Below are 16,831 nucleotides of genomic sequence, written 5' to 3'. Positions count from 1 at the left end.
GTCAGGGTGTGGGGGTCCCGCCGTTGACGTTCAGAGTCTCGCCGGAAACGTAGCTGGATTCCGGTGAGGCCAGGTAGACGTAGGCCGGAGCCAGTTCAGTGGGTTGCCCTGCGCGGCCCAACGGCACGTTCTTGCCGAACTCGGGCAGCTTGTCCTTGGGCTGGCCTTCGCTGACCTGCAGCGGAGTCCAGAACGGCCCGGGGGCCACCGCATTGACCCTGATGCCCCGGCTGGCCAACTGCTGGGCCAGGCCCTTGGTGAAGTTGTTGATGGCGGCCTTGGTGGCGGCGTAGTCCAGCAGGAACGGCGACGGGTTGTAGGCCTGGACCGACGTGGTGTTGATGATCGTCGAACCGGGCTGCATGTGCGGCACCGCCGCCTTGGTAATCCAGAAGATGGCGAAGATGTTCGTGCGGAAGGTGTCCTCGAACTGCTCGTCGCTGATGTCTTCGATCTTTTCGACGGCGATCTGCCGCCCGGCATTGTTGACCAGGATGTCCAGGCCGCCCAGTTGTTCGACCGCCTTGGCTACCAGGTCCCGAGACGCCGCGGCGTCCGAAATGTCGCCCGGCAGCAGCACCGCTTTCCGTCCGTCTTTCTCGATCACGGACGCGATGTGCTGGGCGTCGGATTCCTCCGCCGGCAGATAGGAGAGGGCGACGTCCGCGCCTTCCCGGGCGAAGCCGATGGCAACGGCTGCACCGATGCCGGAGTCGGCTCCGGTGATGAGGGCCTTGCGGCCGGTCAGCCTGCCGGTGCCGCGGTATGACTCTTCGCCGCGGTCGGTCTTCGGTTCCAATTCCTTGTCCAGCCCCGGCTCCGGCTGGCTCTGCTTCGGCGGAGAGATGCTGGGGTAGCGGTCAACGGGATTCTGGAACGTGTACTGATCGGACGTCATGTGTGGCTCCTTCCGGCGGCCGGTTCCGGAGACACCCGGCAGCAATGGCTGCGCTGAAGCGGAACGGGTGAGGTCCGGACGGCCAATATGGTCAGTATGCTGATCGTGATGCCACCCTACGCCGTCGGGCATTGGCCGCATAGCCCGGCAAGCGCAGCCGGACCGCGCGCCGGCTGGACCGTAGCAACCAGGAAAGGGCGCCGCCATGGATTCGGATGACCTGAAACCCTTGCCGGGGGATTGGCTCCGGGCGCTGGTCCTGATGGCACATCCTGATGAGGCCGACTCAACTAAAAGACACGTGATGATGCGGCTGAACGCCGCCTCGCGTGGGCTAATCCTTACCGGGCTACTCCAGGTGGGCTAATCCGTACCGCCCCGGGGCTAATCAACGGGGCTGAACGGCAGGTACAGCAGTCTCCAACAGTTTGGCGTATCCGAGGTAGAAGTGGGACAGCCCTATCAATGCGCCGTGAAATTGGAACTCATGGAAAGCCCCTAACACCGGATCTTGAAACAAGGCGGCATGATCTGAGCGTCGATCTCCCCAGTGGATGTACTCGCCATAGTTGAACAGGGAGATTAGCTGGACAGGGGTATGTTGCCGCTTGACTTCGACCAACTCGGGAGGCGCCCCTCGGGTTTTGTACATTTTGGATTGTGCGAGGTCCGACAAATCGAATTGAAGGAGTTTCGCGCGGACGGCGCTCCATCGCTTGAATTGCTCCGTCCGTCTCCCGGCGTGCTCGTCGGCGGCGGACCGAGCGTTTTTGCCTAGAATGCTTCGGACCACGTTGAAGCTTCCCGGTTCATTTTGATCCGAGTGGATCTGGCGGAATAGCACGCTAAATCCGCGCAGTGCTTCCTTGGGCGGGTTGTCGACTTCCACGGTCGCCTCTTGGCCCTGCGTTTGGGAGACGGAAATTCCGCCTTTATGGCTCAGCAGGGTATACGTCGCCAATTCTTCACACGTATGGACGTACCGGCTCACGGCGGCGACGTCTTGGTCGCTCAGTGGGTGGGGCAGCGGTGGAAACGAGGAGGGGTCCGGCAGAGCGAATACGTATTGCAGCTTGCTCCATTGGAAATGGAAGGCGCTGGGATCGGCCGCGAGTTCGACGTAGGGAGGATCGTAGCGAAGTCTGGCTTCCTCCATGATCTGGAGGTCGTGCTCGTCATATTCGTACATCTGATGGTCTGCCACGTCGCCATCGTATCGGGCTGAAATTCAATCCATTCAAAGGAGGATACGGTCTAAACATGACGCAAGAGGAGATCGCCCTATGGGTCCAGATTGGGGCTGTCCTTGCCGCAGTCGGCGCCGCAGTCGTTGCTCTCGTGGTGTCGGCGTTAGATCGACGTAGCGCCCAGAAGATCGCCGAGGAAGATCGCAGGGCGGCGCTGGAGCATGGGCAATTGTTGTATGAGCAAGAGGTGTTGCTCCGGCTCCTCCAGAATCTCCGGCAGGGCGGGTCGAGCGATAAGCAGAAGTCGCGGGATATGGCCGCGGAGGCAGGGGCGATTATTGGGGCTATTGGCCCAGAGCGGTTGCCGCGTAACTGGTCTGCGGTCGATAGGACCGAGGATGAGCTCCGGGAATTTCTGGCCGACGAGAATAATGAGGAATGGCGGAGGCAGGCTGTCGAGGCTCAGCTTGCCCTGAATGAAGTCACAGCGACTATCCGAGGCAAGATTGCGCGACGCACCTAGCAAAGGCAGTACGCCTCGCGTTGAGGGCATAGAAACGCGGAAAGCCCCCGCTGATTGACTTCAGCGGGGGCTTTTGCCTAGGCGACCGAACAGGCGAGCGTCAAGCTACCGGCTCGTCGTTGTCGTCTAGTTCGATTCGGCAGAGGCGGCATTTCGTGCCGCTATTGGGGCCGCGTGCGTGACCGGGGCACTCGTCCGGCTCCCACGCGGGGGCGGCGTTCTTCATGTTTTCGTGTACTTCCATGGCCATGGCCAACATCTTGGTTTCCATAATCAGATAGCCATCGGTTGTGCGCTCCCATAGGCCAGCGGCCACAAGTTCAGCGGCTGTAAGAGTAGATTCTGCCGTTATGTTGTTGAGGTAGTCGTCCGAGACGAAACCAAGAGAGCCGTCGCGGATACTATTCATCATTCCGAAACTGTGAAGCTGGAAAGCGGCGCGAGAGACTACGTGGTCCTCTTGTTCTTCATTGCCGGTGCCCTCAAGGCGCAAGAACTGCGTATGGTCGTCGTCTTCGAAGTCTTTTGACATGGGGCCAGCCTACTTGCCGAGGCGGACACGGAAAGGGCATTAGCGTCAGCTCAGGATGAGGCCCATGGATGAATCGGGCTACGCCGGTGTAACCGAGCAGCTTTATTGGGACGTCGAGGAACAGCGCCAAGCGATAGAAAGGCAACTCCTCTTTGTCCTGCGGCTGTGGCATGACCGAAACGAGAACTATGCCCGCGTGGCGGAGGCGGTGCGTATATCGACGGTGGATCTGCAAAAGCTGGCTCGACAGATCAAAGATGCCGAGGATCGGAAGGACTCCCTACGTTCTCTCGGCAGGATCTTTTCTGTGATTTCGTTCCACAACGAATACGCCCCTTACGTTGCGGGTTCCGGCGGCCAGAGGCCGGGGCAGATTCGCCACAAAATTGAATCTGTCACGGCGGGCGGCCTCCCGGGCCAAGGAAAGCGCCGCTAATCAGCTACCTCTTACCAGTGGGCCTTGAACAGGTCCGGCAGATATGACGGCGGCCGGACCTGCGGCGGGCGTCGGGCCGGAATTTGCGCGCCGGGAGGAGGCGGCGGCAGGCCCTACACTCGGCGGCGACGAGGACGCCTTCGGCGTAGTGCTGGACGAGGACGCGGTCGGAAACACGATCGTGAAAAGTTACGGTCTCAGGCATAGAGAGCTCCTTACGGGTGAGGGCTAGAGGATGATTGCGCGAGCATTGCTCGGGCACCGACGGCGGGCTTGTTTGGCTCGCTCGGCGCGTTGGGCGGCTTGGCAGGACAGGCACAGGAGCCGACGGCCGCCGGGCGCCGAGGGGCGCGGGACGAGATCGTCGGCGTGCTTCAAGGTGTCGCAGCGGGCGCAGTGTCCGGCGATCATTTGCCAGCCGTGAAACACTCGTGCGTGTCCTCGGCGGGCTTTGGCGCCGGTAGTGATCGGCTTGACGGTCAGGGGCGAATTTACTCGCATGGCAGGGCCTCCGGGCGTGTACACGGCGTGTCATGTAAACGGCCAGGGGTTGAGGAAAGCCCCGGCCCGGCGGCATGCCGGGGCTCTCCTCGGTTAGCGGGCTAGTGGCCTAAAAGTTGCCCCAGCCACGGCGCGCAGTACGCCGGAAAGCGGCGGCTTGGGCCTCCTCGCGCTCCTTGCGCCGGGCGGCGTCGAGCTTGTCCTCCTCGGCCCGGGTTGGCATCCAAGGCTCGGCGCCGTTGCGGATGCTGTTGAGGAACGCCTCCAGCGACGCCGGGCCACGGAGGTACTCGGCGGCCTTGTCGCGGTGCTTGAACTGGAGGTTTGCGCCGATATGGCAAGGGACGTTCGCAAGCAACTTGTGGGCCTTGCGGATCTCGTCCAGGGCGAGCGGCGCCGTTGCCAGCTTGGAGGCCAACTCATGCTGTCCGGCGCGAATCAAAGAGTCGACGGTCGCGCCAGCGGGGACGGTCTCGGCGATCTCTTCCAGCTTGGCGAGCGCCGGGGCGAAGAGCGCCTCACGGACGATAACGACGATTTCGTCGCCGACGTGGGCGGCCGAGGTGACGAGATCCCGCACAACGCGGAGAGCCGCCTCGCGGAGGACGTCGTCCTTGGTATCGACAAACGCCAGCGCGCTAATCGTCTTATCAGGGTTCTTGCTGGACAGGACGGCGTTGACGGCCTCGGCCTCAAGCTTGGCGCGGTCGAGGCCCGCCCGCTCGCTGGTGATGTGGCGGGCGTCAGCCAGCAGAGCGGCGACTTCCGGTGGGAGTTGGATGCCCTCGCGGTCGAGCTTGTCGAGCGCCCCGGCATACCGGCGAGTATCCATGTCGAGCTGGTGGAGGTTGGAGAGGTTCAGGGTGTTAGCGGTCATTTGTGGGGCTTCCTTTCGGGGCGTGGGATTAGTTGAGGGTGGGGAGGCCGAGACGGGAAAGCTCGACGTTGAGGCTTGCTGTCTGGCTTTCAACCTCGGCGCGGGTCTCCGGGAGGTCGAACGCCGCAAGGCTGGCGATATGGTCGGCTCGCCTCACGACGTCGGCGTACTGGGCCGGGTCGATATTTGAGGCGTCGGCCATTGCGGCGAGTTGGGCGCCGAACGGACCGTAGGGGCTAGAGGGCATTGGGTTTCCTTTCGATGGGTTCGCCGTCGACGTTTAGGCCGATGGTTGCGAGGATCTGGAGGGCTTGACGACGCCAGATCGCCGCGTGCCACTCGTCGACGCCGGGGTCGGCGGCCATATCGAGGGCATCGGCGGCGGCCTTGAGTAATGGGTATTGCTCCGGCGTCGTGTACCGGGCGCCGTTGCTGAGGAGTTTGCCGCCGGACGTCATGGCCTCCGGGCCTCCTTGAGCTTGGCGTCGATCGGCGAGAGCTCGGCCCGCTCGCGCTTGGCGCGGTTGGCGCGCTTGCGGGCGGCCTTGTCGCGGTCGCGGTGGGAGACGCAGTAGGTGAGCCGGGCCCGGGTTCCGGCGGAGGTCGGGACGAGACGGTCACAGTCTGAGTCGCCGCAAGGCACTACGTAGCGGCCGGGGACGGACCAGGACTTGCCGGTCGTAGGTTCGGCGGGCGAGACGGCGGCCTCTGCCTTGGCCCTATCCACTATTTCCGACTTGGCCAGCACCGGCGCGGCGCCGATCAGCCGCGCGCGTTCGGAGGCGAGGGCGATCGGAAAATAGCGGTCCTTGGTCGGGTCGTAGTTGGCGATCAGTCCGGCGTGCAAGTGCTCGCGCCGCTTGGTCTGTCCCATGATTTGCCATTGCGGGCGGGTATACGGGGCGCGGAGTTTCGCCGGAGGGAAGTCGTCGGCCGTCGGCATGGTTACGAACCGTGCCAGGGGCCCGCTCAGGTGCTTGTCGGCGAGCTTCACGGCTCGGGCGGTGGCTACGCGGAGGTAAACGTCGTCGATAGGTTCAGCGGTCAATTGGTCTCCTTGGCGGGGGCGTGGGCGGACTTGGCGACGGCGAGCTCGGCCTCTAGCCGGGCGGCCTTGGCCTTGAAGTAGGCGAAGTTGTGGCCGAGGTAGTAGACGTTTTCCCTCAGGTGGGCGACGGTTTCGTCGGCGGTGAGTGGATAATCGAGGCTCGGCGTGAAGTCGGCGGCGTAACGGTACCGCCGGAGGGAGAGCGGCAGGCTCAACGGGGGCTCCTTTCAAGAGTCGAGACGCGGCGCCTTATAGCGGCGAGGAGGACGCCGAGGTCGAGGAGATTGGTCTCGATCTCGTCGGCGTCGCGGGTCGGACAGTAAGCGGGGCGCGTCAAGGGCTGGGCGGTCATAAGGGCTCCTAGGGGCGGGGCGGGTTAGGCCCGGCGCCTTGCGGCGCGGGCGGTGGCGAGGTCGACGACTGCGCCGTCGGTGCCGGTGGCTTTGCGGTAGGTTTCGCGGGCGCGGTCGCGCATGGCTTCCAGCTCGGCGAGGCGCGCGGTAACGCTCAAAAGGCGTTCGCCAGCGTCGGCGGCCCGTTCATAGGCGGCGGCGAGCTCGTTAGCGTCGTCAACGGTCATTTCGTCGGTCTCCTCGGTCGGTTCGGGTATTACGTACTGGAGCGCCGAGCCGTGGGCGCCTCGGCGGCGGGCGCCGAGGAGTTGATCGGCGACCTCGTAGAAGATCTTTCGGCGCGGGATACGCGGGCGTTCCGGGTATCCGTCCTCCTCGGCGATCTCCTCCCATGACTCGCCGGGCGGGACGTCCTCGTATTCGCCGATGGCCTCCTCGATCACCTCGACGGCGACGTCGTAGAGCTCGGCGGCAACAACGCGGGAGCCGGGGGCGGGCGTCTCGTCGCCGCCGTCCCAGCCGGTGAGGTAGTTCTCAACCCACCAGCGCGCCGAGGAGATCTCGGCCTCGCGCTCGCGCTTGCGTTGGGCGGCCTTGCGTTCGGCGGCGGTCATGGCTGGCGGACGCTCGGCATGGGCTTTCGGAGGCTTGTATGCGGGTACCAGTGTGCGGAGCTTGGCGACGGCGTCGCGCAAGTACCGGCGGACTGTTGAGTCCTCGGCATGTAGGGCCAGGAATCTAACGTCTCGGTAAGGACGCCCGGCTTGGCCGGTGCTGAGCTCGGGCAGGGCGGCGAGCTCGGCGCGGATCTCGTCAACGAGCGCCTCGACCGCGAGCCCGGCGGGCTCGTCGTCAGAGCCCAACGGACGCCGGAGGAGCGTGCCGCCGGACTTGAATATCTCGGCCTTGCTCTGGAGGAGGGGCAGGACGTAGACCTCGGCTAAACGCCGAGGCGAGGGGGCCTCGATCCAGAGGCCGGAGTCCAGCTTGTGAGTAAAAGACTTGTCGGTAGCGTCGCCGTCGCGTAGGCGGCGGAGTGCGGTAATTGGGTCTGTCATTGGTAGCGATCGGATCTTTCAGACAGGGCGCCGGGGGCAGATGGCGCCGGGACGTGCAAACGAGTTAGCCGAGGAGTCGGACAGCTTGGCGCCGCAGATCCTCGACGACGGCCGGGTCGGCGCCGGAGGCGAGAGCCTCGGTCATGCGTGCCAATAGGTCATGCGCGGCGACCTTGCGCTCATCGGTGCGCTGGCGGTGGGCAGCGGCGCGGCAACGACCGGAGCAATGTCGGGCGTCGTCGCGTATGGCCTCAAATTCTCGGCCGCAGACTTGGCAAGCAAACGTGTAAGTGTTCACGCGGGCGCTCCTTTCTCGGCGTCGTTGCGTGCGATTGAATGGCAAATAAAAAGCAGGCGAGGGCGGGAGCCCGCCGAACGAGGAGTAACCGCCATAGTTTGCTTTTCTCGATCGGCGGGCGGCCCTTGCGCCCCAAAGGAGCCCATACTGAGCTCGCCATGGTGTCGCCGACTGGATCGGCGCCTCCGGGCAGTGCCCGGGAGGTCTTATGCCGCGCTTGGGGTCGCTACCCTCTCTCGTTGCCCAGACGAGAGCCCGGCGCGCGGCAAAGTCTTTGTGTAATAGGAGGTGGCCAGCGATGCCGGATCTGCTCACGGTGGGGCCACGTTTTTGCGCTGCGGCAATTTGGGCGCGGCGGGGCTAACCCTCTAAAACCTCATAGATACAGGTGCGGCACCTTGCACTTCGCTGCGATTCTCGGAGAAGTGTTACCAGGTCGGCCGATGGGCCCTTGGTAGGGGACGGACGGCGGTTGCGCCGGGGTTGCCGGGCGGTTGCCAAGCACGAGGACGCCGAGTAGAGGCGGCCGGTGGGCGGGGTTGCCAGCGCCGGAACGACGCCGGTAGGGGGTGAGGGTGGCGCAAACCGGTCACGAGTGACTGAACTGCCTATATCTCTATTACCCCTCAAGAGAGAGAGTTCTCGAAGCGGGAATAGGAGAAGTGAAGATTCAGTACCTCGTGACCACTTTGCGCCACCCAAGCCCCCGCTATCGGCGCCGCTCCGGCGTCCCGCCGCTACCCGCCTCCGGCGGTCGGCCTCCAACGGCGCCACGACGTCGCTGAGACCATGGCTGCTATCTGTAGACTGGCGTGCATGAAAAAGTTGGGGAAACCATTTATCATCACGGCCGTTGCCCTTGCGCTGGCTGGCTGCTCAGTGGGAGCACAAGAGCCAGCATCGGCGGACACGGCCACCGCAGCGGACACGGCCACCGCAGCGGCCACGGCCACCGCAGCGGTCACGGCGACCGCCCCGCCAGAGCCGGAGATCGCCGAGGGATTTCAATTCACCGGCGACAAGTATGCGGACATGGCAAGCACCGGATTTATCCCCAAGGACTACTCAATGGACGAGCTTTTTGCGAACCTCGCCGAATCGGTATGCGACTCCAGCCTGACGGAGAAGCTCCTCTTCGAGACAAAGTTTGAGCGGGACGTCCGCAACGACTCCAGGGCATATGGGCAGGATCCGCTGCGCGTCGTAGCGCACTATGAATGTCCGGAGCGCGCGGAGCTGGTAGAGGACGTCCTCGCCCACAACTAGAGCTTCGTCATGTTCCCATGGGCGGCTCGGCTTAGGCGCGTCCCGTGTCAGAGAACGTCAGACCAAGTACAGCGGGCTCTGAGCCATAGGGAATGTCAAAGCGCAAAAAAATGCGCACAAAAAGGCGCCTAAGCCGGGGAAGCTCGCGTGGGGTGCCCCCGGGGGGCTACACCCCCCACACGTTCTTTGTAGGCTCTAAATTAGATGGGAAAGCGGGCTTGGAGGACGGCCACCAGACCGTCGCTCAGTTCAGCCTCTGAGCCCTCAAGACCTTCTACAAACTCGACACCGGCCCCCTCGGGAGTCAGTCTTGCGTCGATGCCGAGGCCGGTGCACAGCGCGAGGAGCCGCCGCGCGAAATCATCTGGGGCAAGCTTTGGACCAGGAACGCGCGGCACACGGACCTCAATGGTCTGAACTGTTCCGGGCTCGACGTGTGTCATGGCTGAGAACCTAGCACGCGAATGTGTCCGCTAAATGCTGAGCGGTATGACTGGACCGCGCTGCTACTGTGCCGCAATTTGTCGCTCGCTCGATCCGGTGCGTGCCAGTGTGGCGGCATACCCGGCGGAGCAGCAGTGCCGGTACAGGGCGGCGGCAGCGGTGCGGTAGGCAGGACCAGCGATGGCGCCCCCGATGCTGGCAGGCAGGCCCGGGCCTCGAATAAGCCGAGGGCAGGGCGTCGGTGCGGCGCCCGGGCCGCCAAAGTTAGCGCCCCGGAGACGCCTCTAGGGGGCCAGGGAGAGTCGTGGCATTCAGGAGGCGAGGAGGCCCCGCAGAGCGCCGCAAGAGACCCCCGGTGTTCTGCCTCGGGGGCCTTGCTGGGTCGTGTGGTGCGAGTGCCTATGCGGCGGCGTCCCAGCGCCACGGAATGACGAGGCGCGAGGGCTCAAAACCCTTACGGCCACGATTCGCCGACGGGAGGAGTTCGATAGGTCCGGCGAGGGCCTCCCGAAGTAGCGCGCGGCGCTGAGCGGTCGTGGTCTCCTCGTCGTCGTCGGTGTCGTGCCATACCTCGGCGTAGGTGCGGCCCGTCGGGATCTCGACGACCTCGGCGACGGCGGGGGCGGCCTCCAACTCCTCGCGGGTGGCGCGGAGCGCGGTGAGCCGCTCCACGAGGGCTGGGACATCGGCGCCGGGCTCAGTCATGGCCTTAGCGGTTTCGGCGAGGGCCTCCTCGACGGCGGCCCGCGCGGCGAGGTCGCGGACCTCCTCGCGCCGGAGGACGACCTCCAGCTTCCCGACGACGGCGAGGAACTCCTCGACGACGGCCTCCTCAACGGCGTCGGCGTTCACGGAGAGCCAGCTGTCACAACGGCCTTGCTTCGAGGAGCATGAATAGCGCGCTACGCGCTCGCCGTTGCGGTCCTTATCGCCCTGCCCGGCGCGCATGGGGCGTTTACACGACGAGCAGACGAGGACGCCGGAGAGGAGTCGGGCCGCCCGGACACGGCGCGGTCGGCCAGCGGCGGCCCCGGTAAAGGGCGGGTACAGGGCTCGGAGGCGCGCGGAGTCCTCCGGCGTAATCAGCGCGGGCCAGACGGAGATGGGGAGGCCGCGCTCGTCACGGAGGAGCTCGCCACGGTGCTTGACGCGGCCGAGGATCGCGTCGCCGGTCAGGAGGACGCGGAGTGAGCCCGGCGTCCAGGCGTTGCCGCGCGTTGTGCGGGCCCCGGCATCATTCAAGGCATTCACAGCACCGTAAAGGCTACCGCCGCCGAGGACGTACTCGACGGCCGTGCGGACGTGGGCGGCGGCCTCCGGGTCCACCTCCAACACGCGGCCTTGACCGTCGGGCGCCGGAGCGGGCCGGTAGCCAAAGGGCAAGTTTCCGCCCGCATACTTTTGCGAGCTCACGAGATAGTTACGGGCGTTGCGGACGCGGGCGGCAGTGTTCAGGCGCTCTTGCTTCGCTTGTCCGGCGTAGAGGCTGGCGATCGTCTCCCACATAGCAACGTCACTACGGAGGCCGTCAGTGGCCACAAAGAGCGCCGGGCGGCCGGGCGTCGATGCCTCGCGAGCGTCTAGGGCCTCGACGATCGCGAGGACGTCGCGGAGACCACGACGGCCGAAGCGGTCGAGCTTCCACACGGCGAGCACGTCGGCGGCGTCCTCGCGAAGCATGGCGAGGGCGCGGTTAGCCTTGTCTCGCTCCTTGCCGCCGGAGACGCCGTCGTCGGTGAGCACCTGAACGACGTCCCAGCCCTCGCGGCGCGCGAGATCGCGGAGATCGCGCTCTTGGCGGACGATAGAGGTCGACTCTTCCGTCGTAACGGAGAGGCGGAGGTACAGGACGGCGCGGAGCGGGCGGCGTGGAGTGGTCATGTGTTTATTGTAGAACTCCGGTGATCCCGAGTACGGGATTGCGGCGGCTGTTGCCGAATGGACCGCACAGGGCAAGGACGTCGCGTACGTCTTGGCGACCAGGGGAGAGGCTGGCATTGCCGGGCTGCCTCCCCGGGAGGCCGGACCGCTGCGCGAACAGGAGCAGCGGGCCGCCTGCCGGGCGGTGGGGGTCACGGAGGTGTCGTTCCTCGATTATCCGGATGGCCGGCTGGAGGAAACCCTCCAACTGCGCCGCGATCTTGCCCGCGAGATCAGGACCTTTCGACCGGAGGTCGTGGTGACACTGAACCACCGGGATACATGGGGCCGGGGGGCGTGGAATTCGCAGGATCATCAGGTCATGGGCCGGTCGGTCCTCAACGCGGTGGCGGATGCCGGCAACGAATGGATCTTTCCGGAGTTGGCGGCACAGGGTCATCGGGCGCACACCGTTTCGTGGACAGCGGTCGCCTCCACGCAACCCACGCATTATCTCGACGTCGGACACCGTGCGTTGGACTGTGCGCTGCGCTCGCTGTCAGCACACCGCCGCTATCTAGAGGCGCTCAGCGATCGGCCCGTGGAGGAGCAGGCGGCCGAACAGCTCGCGCTGGTGACCGGCGGCCGGCCCCGTATCAGCTTCGAGTTGTTCGGGCTGTAGCCGGGACAACGAGGTTTCTTGCATCAACTCGCGGCAAAAGGTCAGCAAGCTTTCTACTTGGCGTAAGGCGAGGTAGTCTGGCTGCATCTGTTGAAATCCTGAACCGAAAGAGGTGTTGTCATGGGTATGGGCGACAAGTTCGATGCTGCGAAAGACAAGGTCACGGGCAAGGCAAACGAAGCCGTCGGCGAAGCGACCGATGATAAGTCGCGGGAGATGAAGGGCAAGGCTCAGCAGGTTCAGGGCGAGGCCAAGGACAAGCTGGCCGACGCCAAGGCCCATCTGAACGAGGACGCCGACCGGGCCACCGATGACACCGAAGGTGGCGGCAGGCGCTAAGCGTTTTTGCCAACTCGGAAGCCTCCGTGGACCGCTGGTTCACGGAGGCTTCCGGCGTAAGGGCATGATTCCTGGCACCGACAGTCGCGGGGCAGCCTATGGCTCTTCAATTTCGCCGCAGCCTGTGGTAATCCTACGTAACCTTATAAACCTGCCTGTGCGTTCATCGCTGCTTGCAGGGCGGTGCACGCGAAGCGGCTCGAACAATCTGAAGGGACTGATGTCCGTGACTACCGCAAGGGAAATCATGACCGGTGGCGTTGAATGCATCGGAGAGAACGAGACGCTGGAGTTGGCTGCCCAAAAGATGAAAGACCTGGACGTCGGGTCGCTCCCCATCTGCGGTGAGGACAACCGACTCAAGGGCATGGTCACCGACCGCGACATTGTGATCAAGGTCCTGGCCGGCGGCCAGGATCCGCGCGAGGTGAAGGCCGGCGAGTTGGGCCAGGGCAAGCCTGTGACAATAGGCGCCGATGACAGCATCGAAGAAGCCATCAAGACCATGCAGAGCCACCAGGTGCGCCGGCTGCCGGTCATCGACGGGCACGAACTGGTCGGAATACTCAGCCAGGCCGATGTGGCCCGGAACTATCCCGAGGACCGCGTGGGTGAACTTGTCGAGTTCATTTCCTACTGACCGGGGCGGCCATCATGGCGGAGCAGTTGCCCGATGGGTATGCCAGATACATGGCCGGGCTGGAGCAGAGCCAGGCGGACGCCATTCTCCCTGTGCTGAGGCAATCGGCCGCGGACGGTGAGCGTGGCGTACTGGTGAGGTTCCTTCCCAACGAAGTTCAGGCCATGGCGTCCGAGGACGTCCCGTTTGGAACCATCCGGGAAGAACGGTACGACGAATAGGGCCCGGCCAGAGTCGGGTGAGTAAAGCCCGGGATGCCTGCAGCATCCCGGGCTCTAGCCTGTCACGATCCCGAGGGGCAAAAGATGGTGCCGCGATGTTTCGGGATTCATTGCCGCAGGGGGGAAGCGCTTGTAAGCTCACTGCAGTGGAGCGGAATCGGCTCCCGGGTCTACCTGGAGGCAGCGCATGGACGGGTCAACTGCCGGTCGGTCAGAAGTGGCACTTTTAGGTTCGGGGGGAACCTAATGCGGCATCGGCACCTGCCTCCCGCGGACGACTTCCCAGTGGAGTTGGCTCTCCTTGGCGACCCGGAACTGCTGGCGTTGTACGGCAGGGCCATGCGGCAATTGGAGCGGGAGAGCATCCAATTCGGGGCGGCGGACCCGGAGACCGAGTTCCGCCTTGAGGAGCTGCGCGTCGAGTTGGACCGGCGGGACAGCAGGGATGCGCTGAGGGCCAGCAAGCGTCGAATCCGCGGGCTTTACGGCGGAATCGGAAGCGAGCCGCCGGACTCACTGTACGACGGCGAGATCTAGGCGCGGTCCACGGGCCCCTGTTGGCCGCTGTGGCGGGCGCAGTGCGCGCAACAGAACATGTGCGCACACGGGCGCCATGGCGTGGATGGCGCACTCAAAGCTGTCGAAGGTTCCGGATTGGCCGCCCAAGGTGACTTGTCGTAGTCGTTGCCGCACGTGTCGCAGACCGCCATCGTTTGCTCCCGGGTTCGGTTGCCCGCCGCGCACGGTGTGCGGTGTACGGCAAGCAGATTTACTGAGGCTTCTGATGGATTCAAGCTACCCGGGCTCGGGGCGGGCGTAAACCATTCCCTTGATGCGGGCAACCCCGCCTGCGGCGCGCTCCAAGAGGCTTGGGTATAGTTATAGACAGTAGCCTTACCAATAATGATGTTGAATCGAAGGGGCAGACGATCATGATCGCCAACGACAGTTCACGTGCCCATGCCGGCGAGCACAATTTCGGGGAATCCGGGGGCGGGTTACGGGACCCTTGGTGCTCCGCCTGCAACAGCGACGAGTATCTGGTATTCGACGCTGTCACGCTGCTTCCGCCGGGGCCGGGCGCTCCCGCGCTGCCGCGGTGGGACGTTAGCTACTGGTGCAGCCACTGCGACGGCTATTACGGACATCAGACCTTCAAGGTGCCCGCCTCGGAAACAGGGACTGTGGGGATCGATTTCGGCGCCGACGGCTACATGCACTGCGGAGAACCCATGCAGCCGGTGGAACGAGTCGATCAAGCGATCCTCGACCCTGTCGATGCAGGTTCGCCGGAGACCGGCCCGCTGCCGACGGTGCGCGTGAACGTTGAAATTCTGCGCTGCCGCTGCGGCTTCAAGATGGAGGTACCCATCTGAGGCTACGACGGAGCAACATCCGTGCTCCCGGTATATCGCGCCGGAGGCACGGGACCGGATTCTCCTACCGCCACCCCGATGGTTCGAAGCTTACCGGCGACGAACTCCGCAGGGTCAAGGCGCTGGCGGTTCCGCCGGCATGGTCCGACGTTTGGATCTCGCCGGCGGCGAACGGCCATATCCAGGCTGCGGGAACGGACGACGCCGGGCGGCGGCAATACATCTACCATCCCCGTTGGCGCGAAATCAGGGACCGGGAGAAGTTTGACCGTGCGCTGGCCTTCGGCCGTACCCTGACCGCTGCACGGCGGAAGGTGACGTTGCTGCTCCGGTCGGGGGACACCACCCGGGAGGTGGCCTGCGCCGCGGCGTTCCGCTTGCTGGACAGCGCGTCATTGCGGATCGGCTCCGACGTCTATGCCGAGGACAACGGATCCTACGGGGTGACCACCTTGCTGGTCCGCCATGTCCAGGTGCACGAGGACACCATCAGGCTGGATTTTCCGGGCAAGAGCGGACTGCAGTGGGACGTCGAAGTGAAGGATCCGGACCTTGCCGCCTGGCTTGGCATGGCCAGAGGGAAGAACGCGGACGATCCGGCCATTGGCTACCGCGGCGCCGACGGTAGCTGGTCCGGGCTGGCCGCTCCCGAGCTGAACGAGTTCATTCACGGGCTCTGCGGGCCGGATTTCAGCGCCAAAGACTTCCGGACGTGGCAAGGGACCGTCGCCGCCGCCGTTGAACTGGCTCGCTATAACGGCAAGCCCGGCCTCACGGCGCGGCGCAAAGCGGTGGTGGCCGCCATCAAGGCCGTGGCGGAGCGGCTTGGCAACACGCCCGCCGTTGCGCGCTCATCGTATGTGGATCCGCGGCTGGTCGACCGCTTTATGGACGGGCAGGTTCCGGACGCCGTCACCTATTCCGCGGCCGAGCGCACCCTGCCGTCTTTCCTCGGCAACGGGGATCAGAAATAGCGCGCGGCGCTAGAATGAGAGAGCCCCGGCAGGCGGGATTCCCCCCAACGTCCACGTCTGCCGGGGTTGTTGACCCCTGCCTACCAGCCGCGGGATTTCCACTCGTCCAGATGGGGCCGCTCCGCGCCAAGCGTTGTTCCTTTGCCGTGTCCGGGATGGATCACGGTGTCGTCGGGCAGGTAGCCGAACAACCGGTCGTGGACGTCGTTGAAAAGGGAAGCAAAGCGCTCCGGATCCTTCTGTGTATTGCCCACGCCGCCGGGAAACAGCGAGTCGCCGGTAAACACGTGCGCGGGGCCGTCCGGAGCACGGTAGAGCAGTGCCACCGAGCCGGGGGTGTGCCCTCGCAGCTTGATGGTTTCCAGCGAGAATCCATCGAACCGGCTGACGTCCTGATGCTCGAGCGAAACATCGGTGGCCACCTCGATGGCAGGAATATCCTCCGCGCCGGCGGCTGTTTTGGCCCCGGTGGCGGCTACCGCGTCCGCCAAGGCGCGGACATGGTCCCAGTGGCTGTGCGTGGTGATAATCAGCGCGAGCTGAGCGGGCCCGGCCGCATCCGCGGCCCCCTCGCGCAGGAGCTGCTGGATGGCCGGAAAGTCGTCGGCAGCATCAATCAGTACCTGGGTGCCGGACTTTTTGGCCGTGAGCAGATAAACGTTGTTGTCCATTTCGGAGACCGAAATGCCGCGGATAGTGACTGCAGGATCTTCGTGTAGCAACATGCGTTCCAGCCTACCGACAGTCGACCCGGGCGGCTCCGGATGTCATTCTGGTTGTAGCAGTGGACAGGCCGGTTGTTGGGGACACGACGAGGAGCGGGCGCGGGCGATGGAAGCGAGTGGTTTTGACTGGCGGATGAACCGCGACAGCGCCGTGCCGCTGTTCGAGCAACTGAGGCTGCGGATCATTGAAGCGGCCGATGCCGGGGAGTTGCCGGTGGGCACCAAGCTGCCGCCCGTCCGGCGGCTGGCCGATCATTTGGGTGTGGTGCCGAATACGGTGGCCCGCGCCTACCGGGAGCTGGAAACCGCCGGCCGCGTGGAGACGCACGGCCGGGCCGGTACGGTGGTCAGCGCCGGCGCGGGCAAGGCCCGGCAACAACTGGGCGACGCCGCCGAAGCATTCGCGCTGGCGGTACACGCCCAGGGAATCGGCACCAAGGAGGCCCTCGCCGCGGCCAAGGCCGCGATGGAACGCCACGGCATCAAGTAGTGCTGTATCAGGTAGCCCGGTAACACCTGGCCGCTCAAGCAAGGAGACCCGGGCCCCGCCGAGGCGGCCCAAGAACGTTGCCGAGCTGCGCCGTCGTGCTGTG

The 16,831-nt window shown here is 64.9% G+C and carries 24 protein-coding genes and 1 pseudogene; 11 read left to right on the top strand and 14 right to left on the bottom strand.

The window, feature by feature from the left end; translation table 11 throughout:
• Window position 1: 1 nt before the first annotated feature.
• A complete protein-coding gene (locus AC5RWT_RS11690; protein WP_494080366.1) occupies window positions 2–898 on the bottom strand; it encodes a glucose 1-dehydrogenase in 897 nt (298 codons plus the stop codon).
• A gap of 388 nt (window positions 899–1,286) precedes the next feature.
• Window positions 1,287–2,102, bottom strand: coding sequence for a hypothetical protein (locus AC5RWT_RS11685; RefSeq protein WP_494080365.1), 816 nt, complete (start codon window positions 2,100–2,102; stop codon window positions 1,287–1,289).
• A 56-nt stretch (window positions 2,103–2,158) separates the two neighbouring features.
• Here AC5RWT_RS11685 and AC5RWT_RS11680 point away from each other — a divergent pair, with 56 nt between their 5' ends.
• Complete coding sequence (locus tag AC5RWT_RS11680; RefSeq protein ID WP_494080364.1) at window positions 2,159–2,608, top strand: hypothetical protein; 450 nt, start codon at window positions 2,159–2,161, stop codon at window positions 2,606–2,608.
• 100 nt (window positions 2,609–2,708) lie between these two features.
• Here the strand turns inward: AC5RWT_RS11680 and AC5RWT_RS11675 are convergent, their stop codons facing one another.
• On the bottom strand, window positions 2,709–3,140 hold the full coding sequence (locus AC5RWT_RS11675) for a hypothetical protein (protein WP_494080363.1): 432 nt from the start codon (window positions 3,138–3,140) through the stop codon (window positions 2,709–2,711).
• A gap of 64 nt (window positions 3,141–3,204) precedes the next feature.
• On the opposite strand from AC5RWT_RS11675, the gene AC5RWT_RS11670 reads away from it, so the two are divergent.
• Window positions 3,205–3,576: a hypothetical protein gene (locus AC5RWT_RS11670; protein ID WP_494080362.1), complete on the top strand. Its 372-nt coding sequence runs from the start codon at window positions 3,205–3,207 to the stop codon at window positions 3,574–3,576.
• Between the two features lie 610 nt (window positions 3,577–4,186).
• On the opposite strand, the gene AC5RWT_RS11665 is transcribed toward AC5RWT_RS11670, so the two are convergent.
• From AC5RWT_RS11665 to AC5RWT_RS11630, 8 genes are all read right to left on the bottom strand, one after another.
• Window positions 4,187–4,954, bottom strand: coding sequence for a hypothetical protein (locus AC5RWT_RS11665; RefSeq protein ID WP_494080361.1), 768 nt, complete (start codon window positions 4,952–4,954; stop codon window positions 4,187–4,189).
• 28 nt (window positions 4,955–4,982) lie between these two features.
• Complete coding sequence (locus AC5RWT_RS11660; RefSeq protein WP_494080360.1) at window positions 4,983–5,201, bottom strand: hypothetical protein; 219 nt, start codon at window positions 5,199–5,201, stop codon at window positions 4,983–4,985.
• The gene (locus AC5RWT_RS11655; RefSeq protein WP_494080359.1) at window positions 5,191–5,412 is read right to left on the bottom strand and encodes a hypothetical protein; all 222 of its coding nucleotides are present in this window, start codon (window positions 5,410–5,412) and stop codon (window positions 5,191–5,193) included. The genes AC5RWT_RS11660 and AC5RWT_RS11655 overlap by 11 nt, the downstream gene beginning before the upstream one ends.
• Window positions 5,409–6,002 (bottom strand): hypothetical protein, encoded by a 594-nt coding sequence (locus tag AC5RWT_RS11650; RefSeq protein WP_494080358.1) that lies wholly within the window; start codon window positions 6,000–6,002, stop codon window positions 5,409–5,411. Before AC5RWT_RS11650 ends, AC5RWT_RS11655 begins: the two co-directional genes overlap by 4 nt.
• On the bottom strand, window positions 5,999–6,217 hold the full coding sequence (locus AC5RWT_RS11645) for a hypothetical protein (RefSeq protein WP_494080357.1): 219 nt from the start codon (window positions 6,215–6,217) through the stop codon (window positions 5,999–6,001). Before AC5RWT_RS11645 ends, AC5RWT_RS11650 begins: the two co-directional genes overlap by 4 nt.
• Entirely contained in the window at window positions 6,214–6,354 is a 141-nt protein-coding gene (locus AC5RWT_RS11640) for a hypothetical protein (protein WP_494080356.1), read from the bottom strand. Before AC5RWT_RS11640 ends, AC5RWT_RS11645 begins: the two co-directional genes overlap by 4 nt.
• Window positions 6,355–6,378: 24 nt before the next feature.
• On the bottom strand, window positions 6,379–7,413 hold the full coding sequence (locus AC5RWT_RS11635; RefSeq protein ID WP_494080355.1) for a hypothetical protein: 1,035 nt from the start codon (window positions 7,411–7,413) through the stop codon (window positions 6,379–6,381).
• A 64-nt stretch (window positions 7,414–7,477) separates the two neighbouring features.
• Window positions 7,478–7,711, bottom strand: coding sequence for an FmdB family zinc ribbon protein (locus tag AC5RWT_RS11630; RefSeq protein ID WP_494080354.1), 234 nt, complete (start codon window positions 7,709–7,711; stop codon window positions 7,478–7,480).
• An 816-nt stretch (window positions 7,712–8,527) separates the two neighbouring features.
• On the opposite strand from AC5RWT_RS11630, the gene AC5RWT_RS11625 reads away from it, so the two are divergent.
• Window positions 8,528–8,977: a hypothetical protein gene (locus AC5RWT_RS11625; RefSeq protein WP_494080353.1), complete on the top strand. Its 450-nt coding sequence runs from the start codon at window positions 8,528–8,530 to the stop codon at window positions 8,975–8,977.
• A gap of 200 nt (window positions 8,978–9,177) precedes the next feature.
• On the opposite strand, the gene AC5RWT_RS11620 is transcribed toward AC5RWT_RS11625, so the two are convergent.
• Together AC5RWT_RS11620 and AC5RWT_RS11615 are read right to left on the bottom strand one after the other, a co-directional pair.
• Window positions 9,178–9,420, bottom strand: a complete 243-nt coding sequence (locus AC5RWT_RS11620; protein ID WP_494080352.1) for a hypothetical protein — start codon at window positions 9,418–9,420, stop codon at window positions 9,178–9,180.
• Between the two features lie 400 nt (window positions 9,421–9,820).
• Complete coding sequence (locus AC5RWT_RS11615) at window positions 9,821–11,302, bottom strand: recombinase family protein (RefSeq protein ID WP_494080351.1); 1,482 nt, start codon at window positions 11,300–11,302, stop codon at window positions 9,821–9,823.
• Window positions 11,303–11,336: 34 nt separating this feature from the next.
• On the opposite strand from AC5RWT_RS11615, the pseudogene AC5RWT_RS11610 reads away from it, so the two are divergent.
• The 7 genes and pseudogenes from AC5RWT_RS11610 to AC5RWT_RS11580 all read left to right on the top strand — a co-directional run.
• Window positions 11,337–11,963, top strand: a pseudogene (locus AC5RWT_RS11610) (PIG-L deacetylase family protein); the annotation flags it as partial.
• 120 nt (window positions 11,964–12,083) lie between these two features.
• Window positions 12,084–12,302 (top strand): CsbD family protein, encoded by a 219-nt coding sequence (locus AC5RWT_RS11605; protein WP_494080350.1) that lies wholly within the window; start codon window positions 12,084–12,086, stop codon window positions 12,300–12,302.
• A gap of 226 nt (window positions 12,303–12,528) precedes the next feature.
• Complete coding sequence (locus AC5RWT_RS11600; RefSeq protein ID WP_494043880.1) at window positions 12,529–12,942, top strand: CBS domain-containing protein; 414 nt, start codon at window positions 12,529–12,531, stop codon at window positions 12,940–12,942.
• A gap of 14 nt (window positions 12,943–12,956) precedes the next feature.
• A complete protein-coding gene (locus tag AC5RWT_RS11595; RefSeq protein WP_494043879.1) occupies window positions 12,957–13,163 on the top strand; it encodes a hypothetical protein in 207 nt (68 codons plus the stop codon).
• Window positions 13,164–13,448: 285 nt separating this feature from the next.
• Entirely contained in the window at window positions 13,449–13,700 is a 252-nt protein-coding gene (locus tag AC5RWT_RS11590; protein WP_494080349.1) for a hypothetical protein, read from the top strand.
• A 395-nt stretch (window positions 13,701–14,095) separates the two neighbouring features.
• Window positions 14,096–14,539, top strand: coding sequence for a hypothetical protein (locus AC5RWT_RS11585; RefSeq protein WP_494080348.1), 444 nt, complete (start codon window positions 14,096–14,098; stop codon window positions 14,537–14,539).
• A complete protein-coding gene (locus AC5RWT_RS11580) occupies window positions 14,503–15,513 on the top strand; it encodes a DNA topoisomerase IB (protein ID WP_494080380.1) in 1,011 nt (336 codons plus the stop codon). The genes AC5RWT_RS11585 and AC5RWT_RS11580 overlap by 37 nt, the downstream gene beginning before the upstream one ends.
• Window positions 15,514–15,593: 80 nt before the next feature.
• On the opposite strand, the gene AC5RWT_RS11575 is transcribed toward AC5RWT_RS11580, so the two are convergent.
• Window positions 15,594–16,238 (bottom strand): MBL fold metallo-hydrolase, encoded by a 645-nt coding sequence (locus AC5RWT_RS11575; RefSeq protein WP_494080347.1) that lies wholly within the window; start codon window positions 16,236–16,238, stop codon window positions 15,594–15,596.
• Between the two features lie 106 nt (window positions 16,239–16,344).
• Here AC5RWT_RS11575 and AC5RWT_RS11570 point away from each other — a divergent pair, with 106 nt between their 5' ends.
• A complete protein-coding gene (locus tag AC5RWT_RS11570; protein WP_494043874.1) occupies window positions 16,345–16,728 on the top strand; it encodes a GntR family transcriptional regulator in 384 nt (127 codons plus the stop codon).
• Window positions 16,729–16,831 lie beyond the last annotated feature (103 nt).

The sequence above is a fragment of the Arthrobacter sp. Dra40 genome (genome assembly GCF_059091905.1).
The sequence above is the reverse complement of the archived record's forward strand: the minus strand, read 5'-3'. Positions and strand labels throughout refer to the sequence as shown.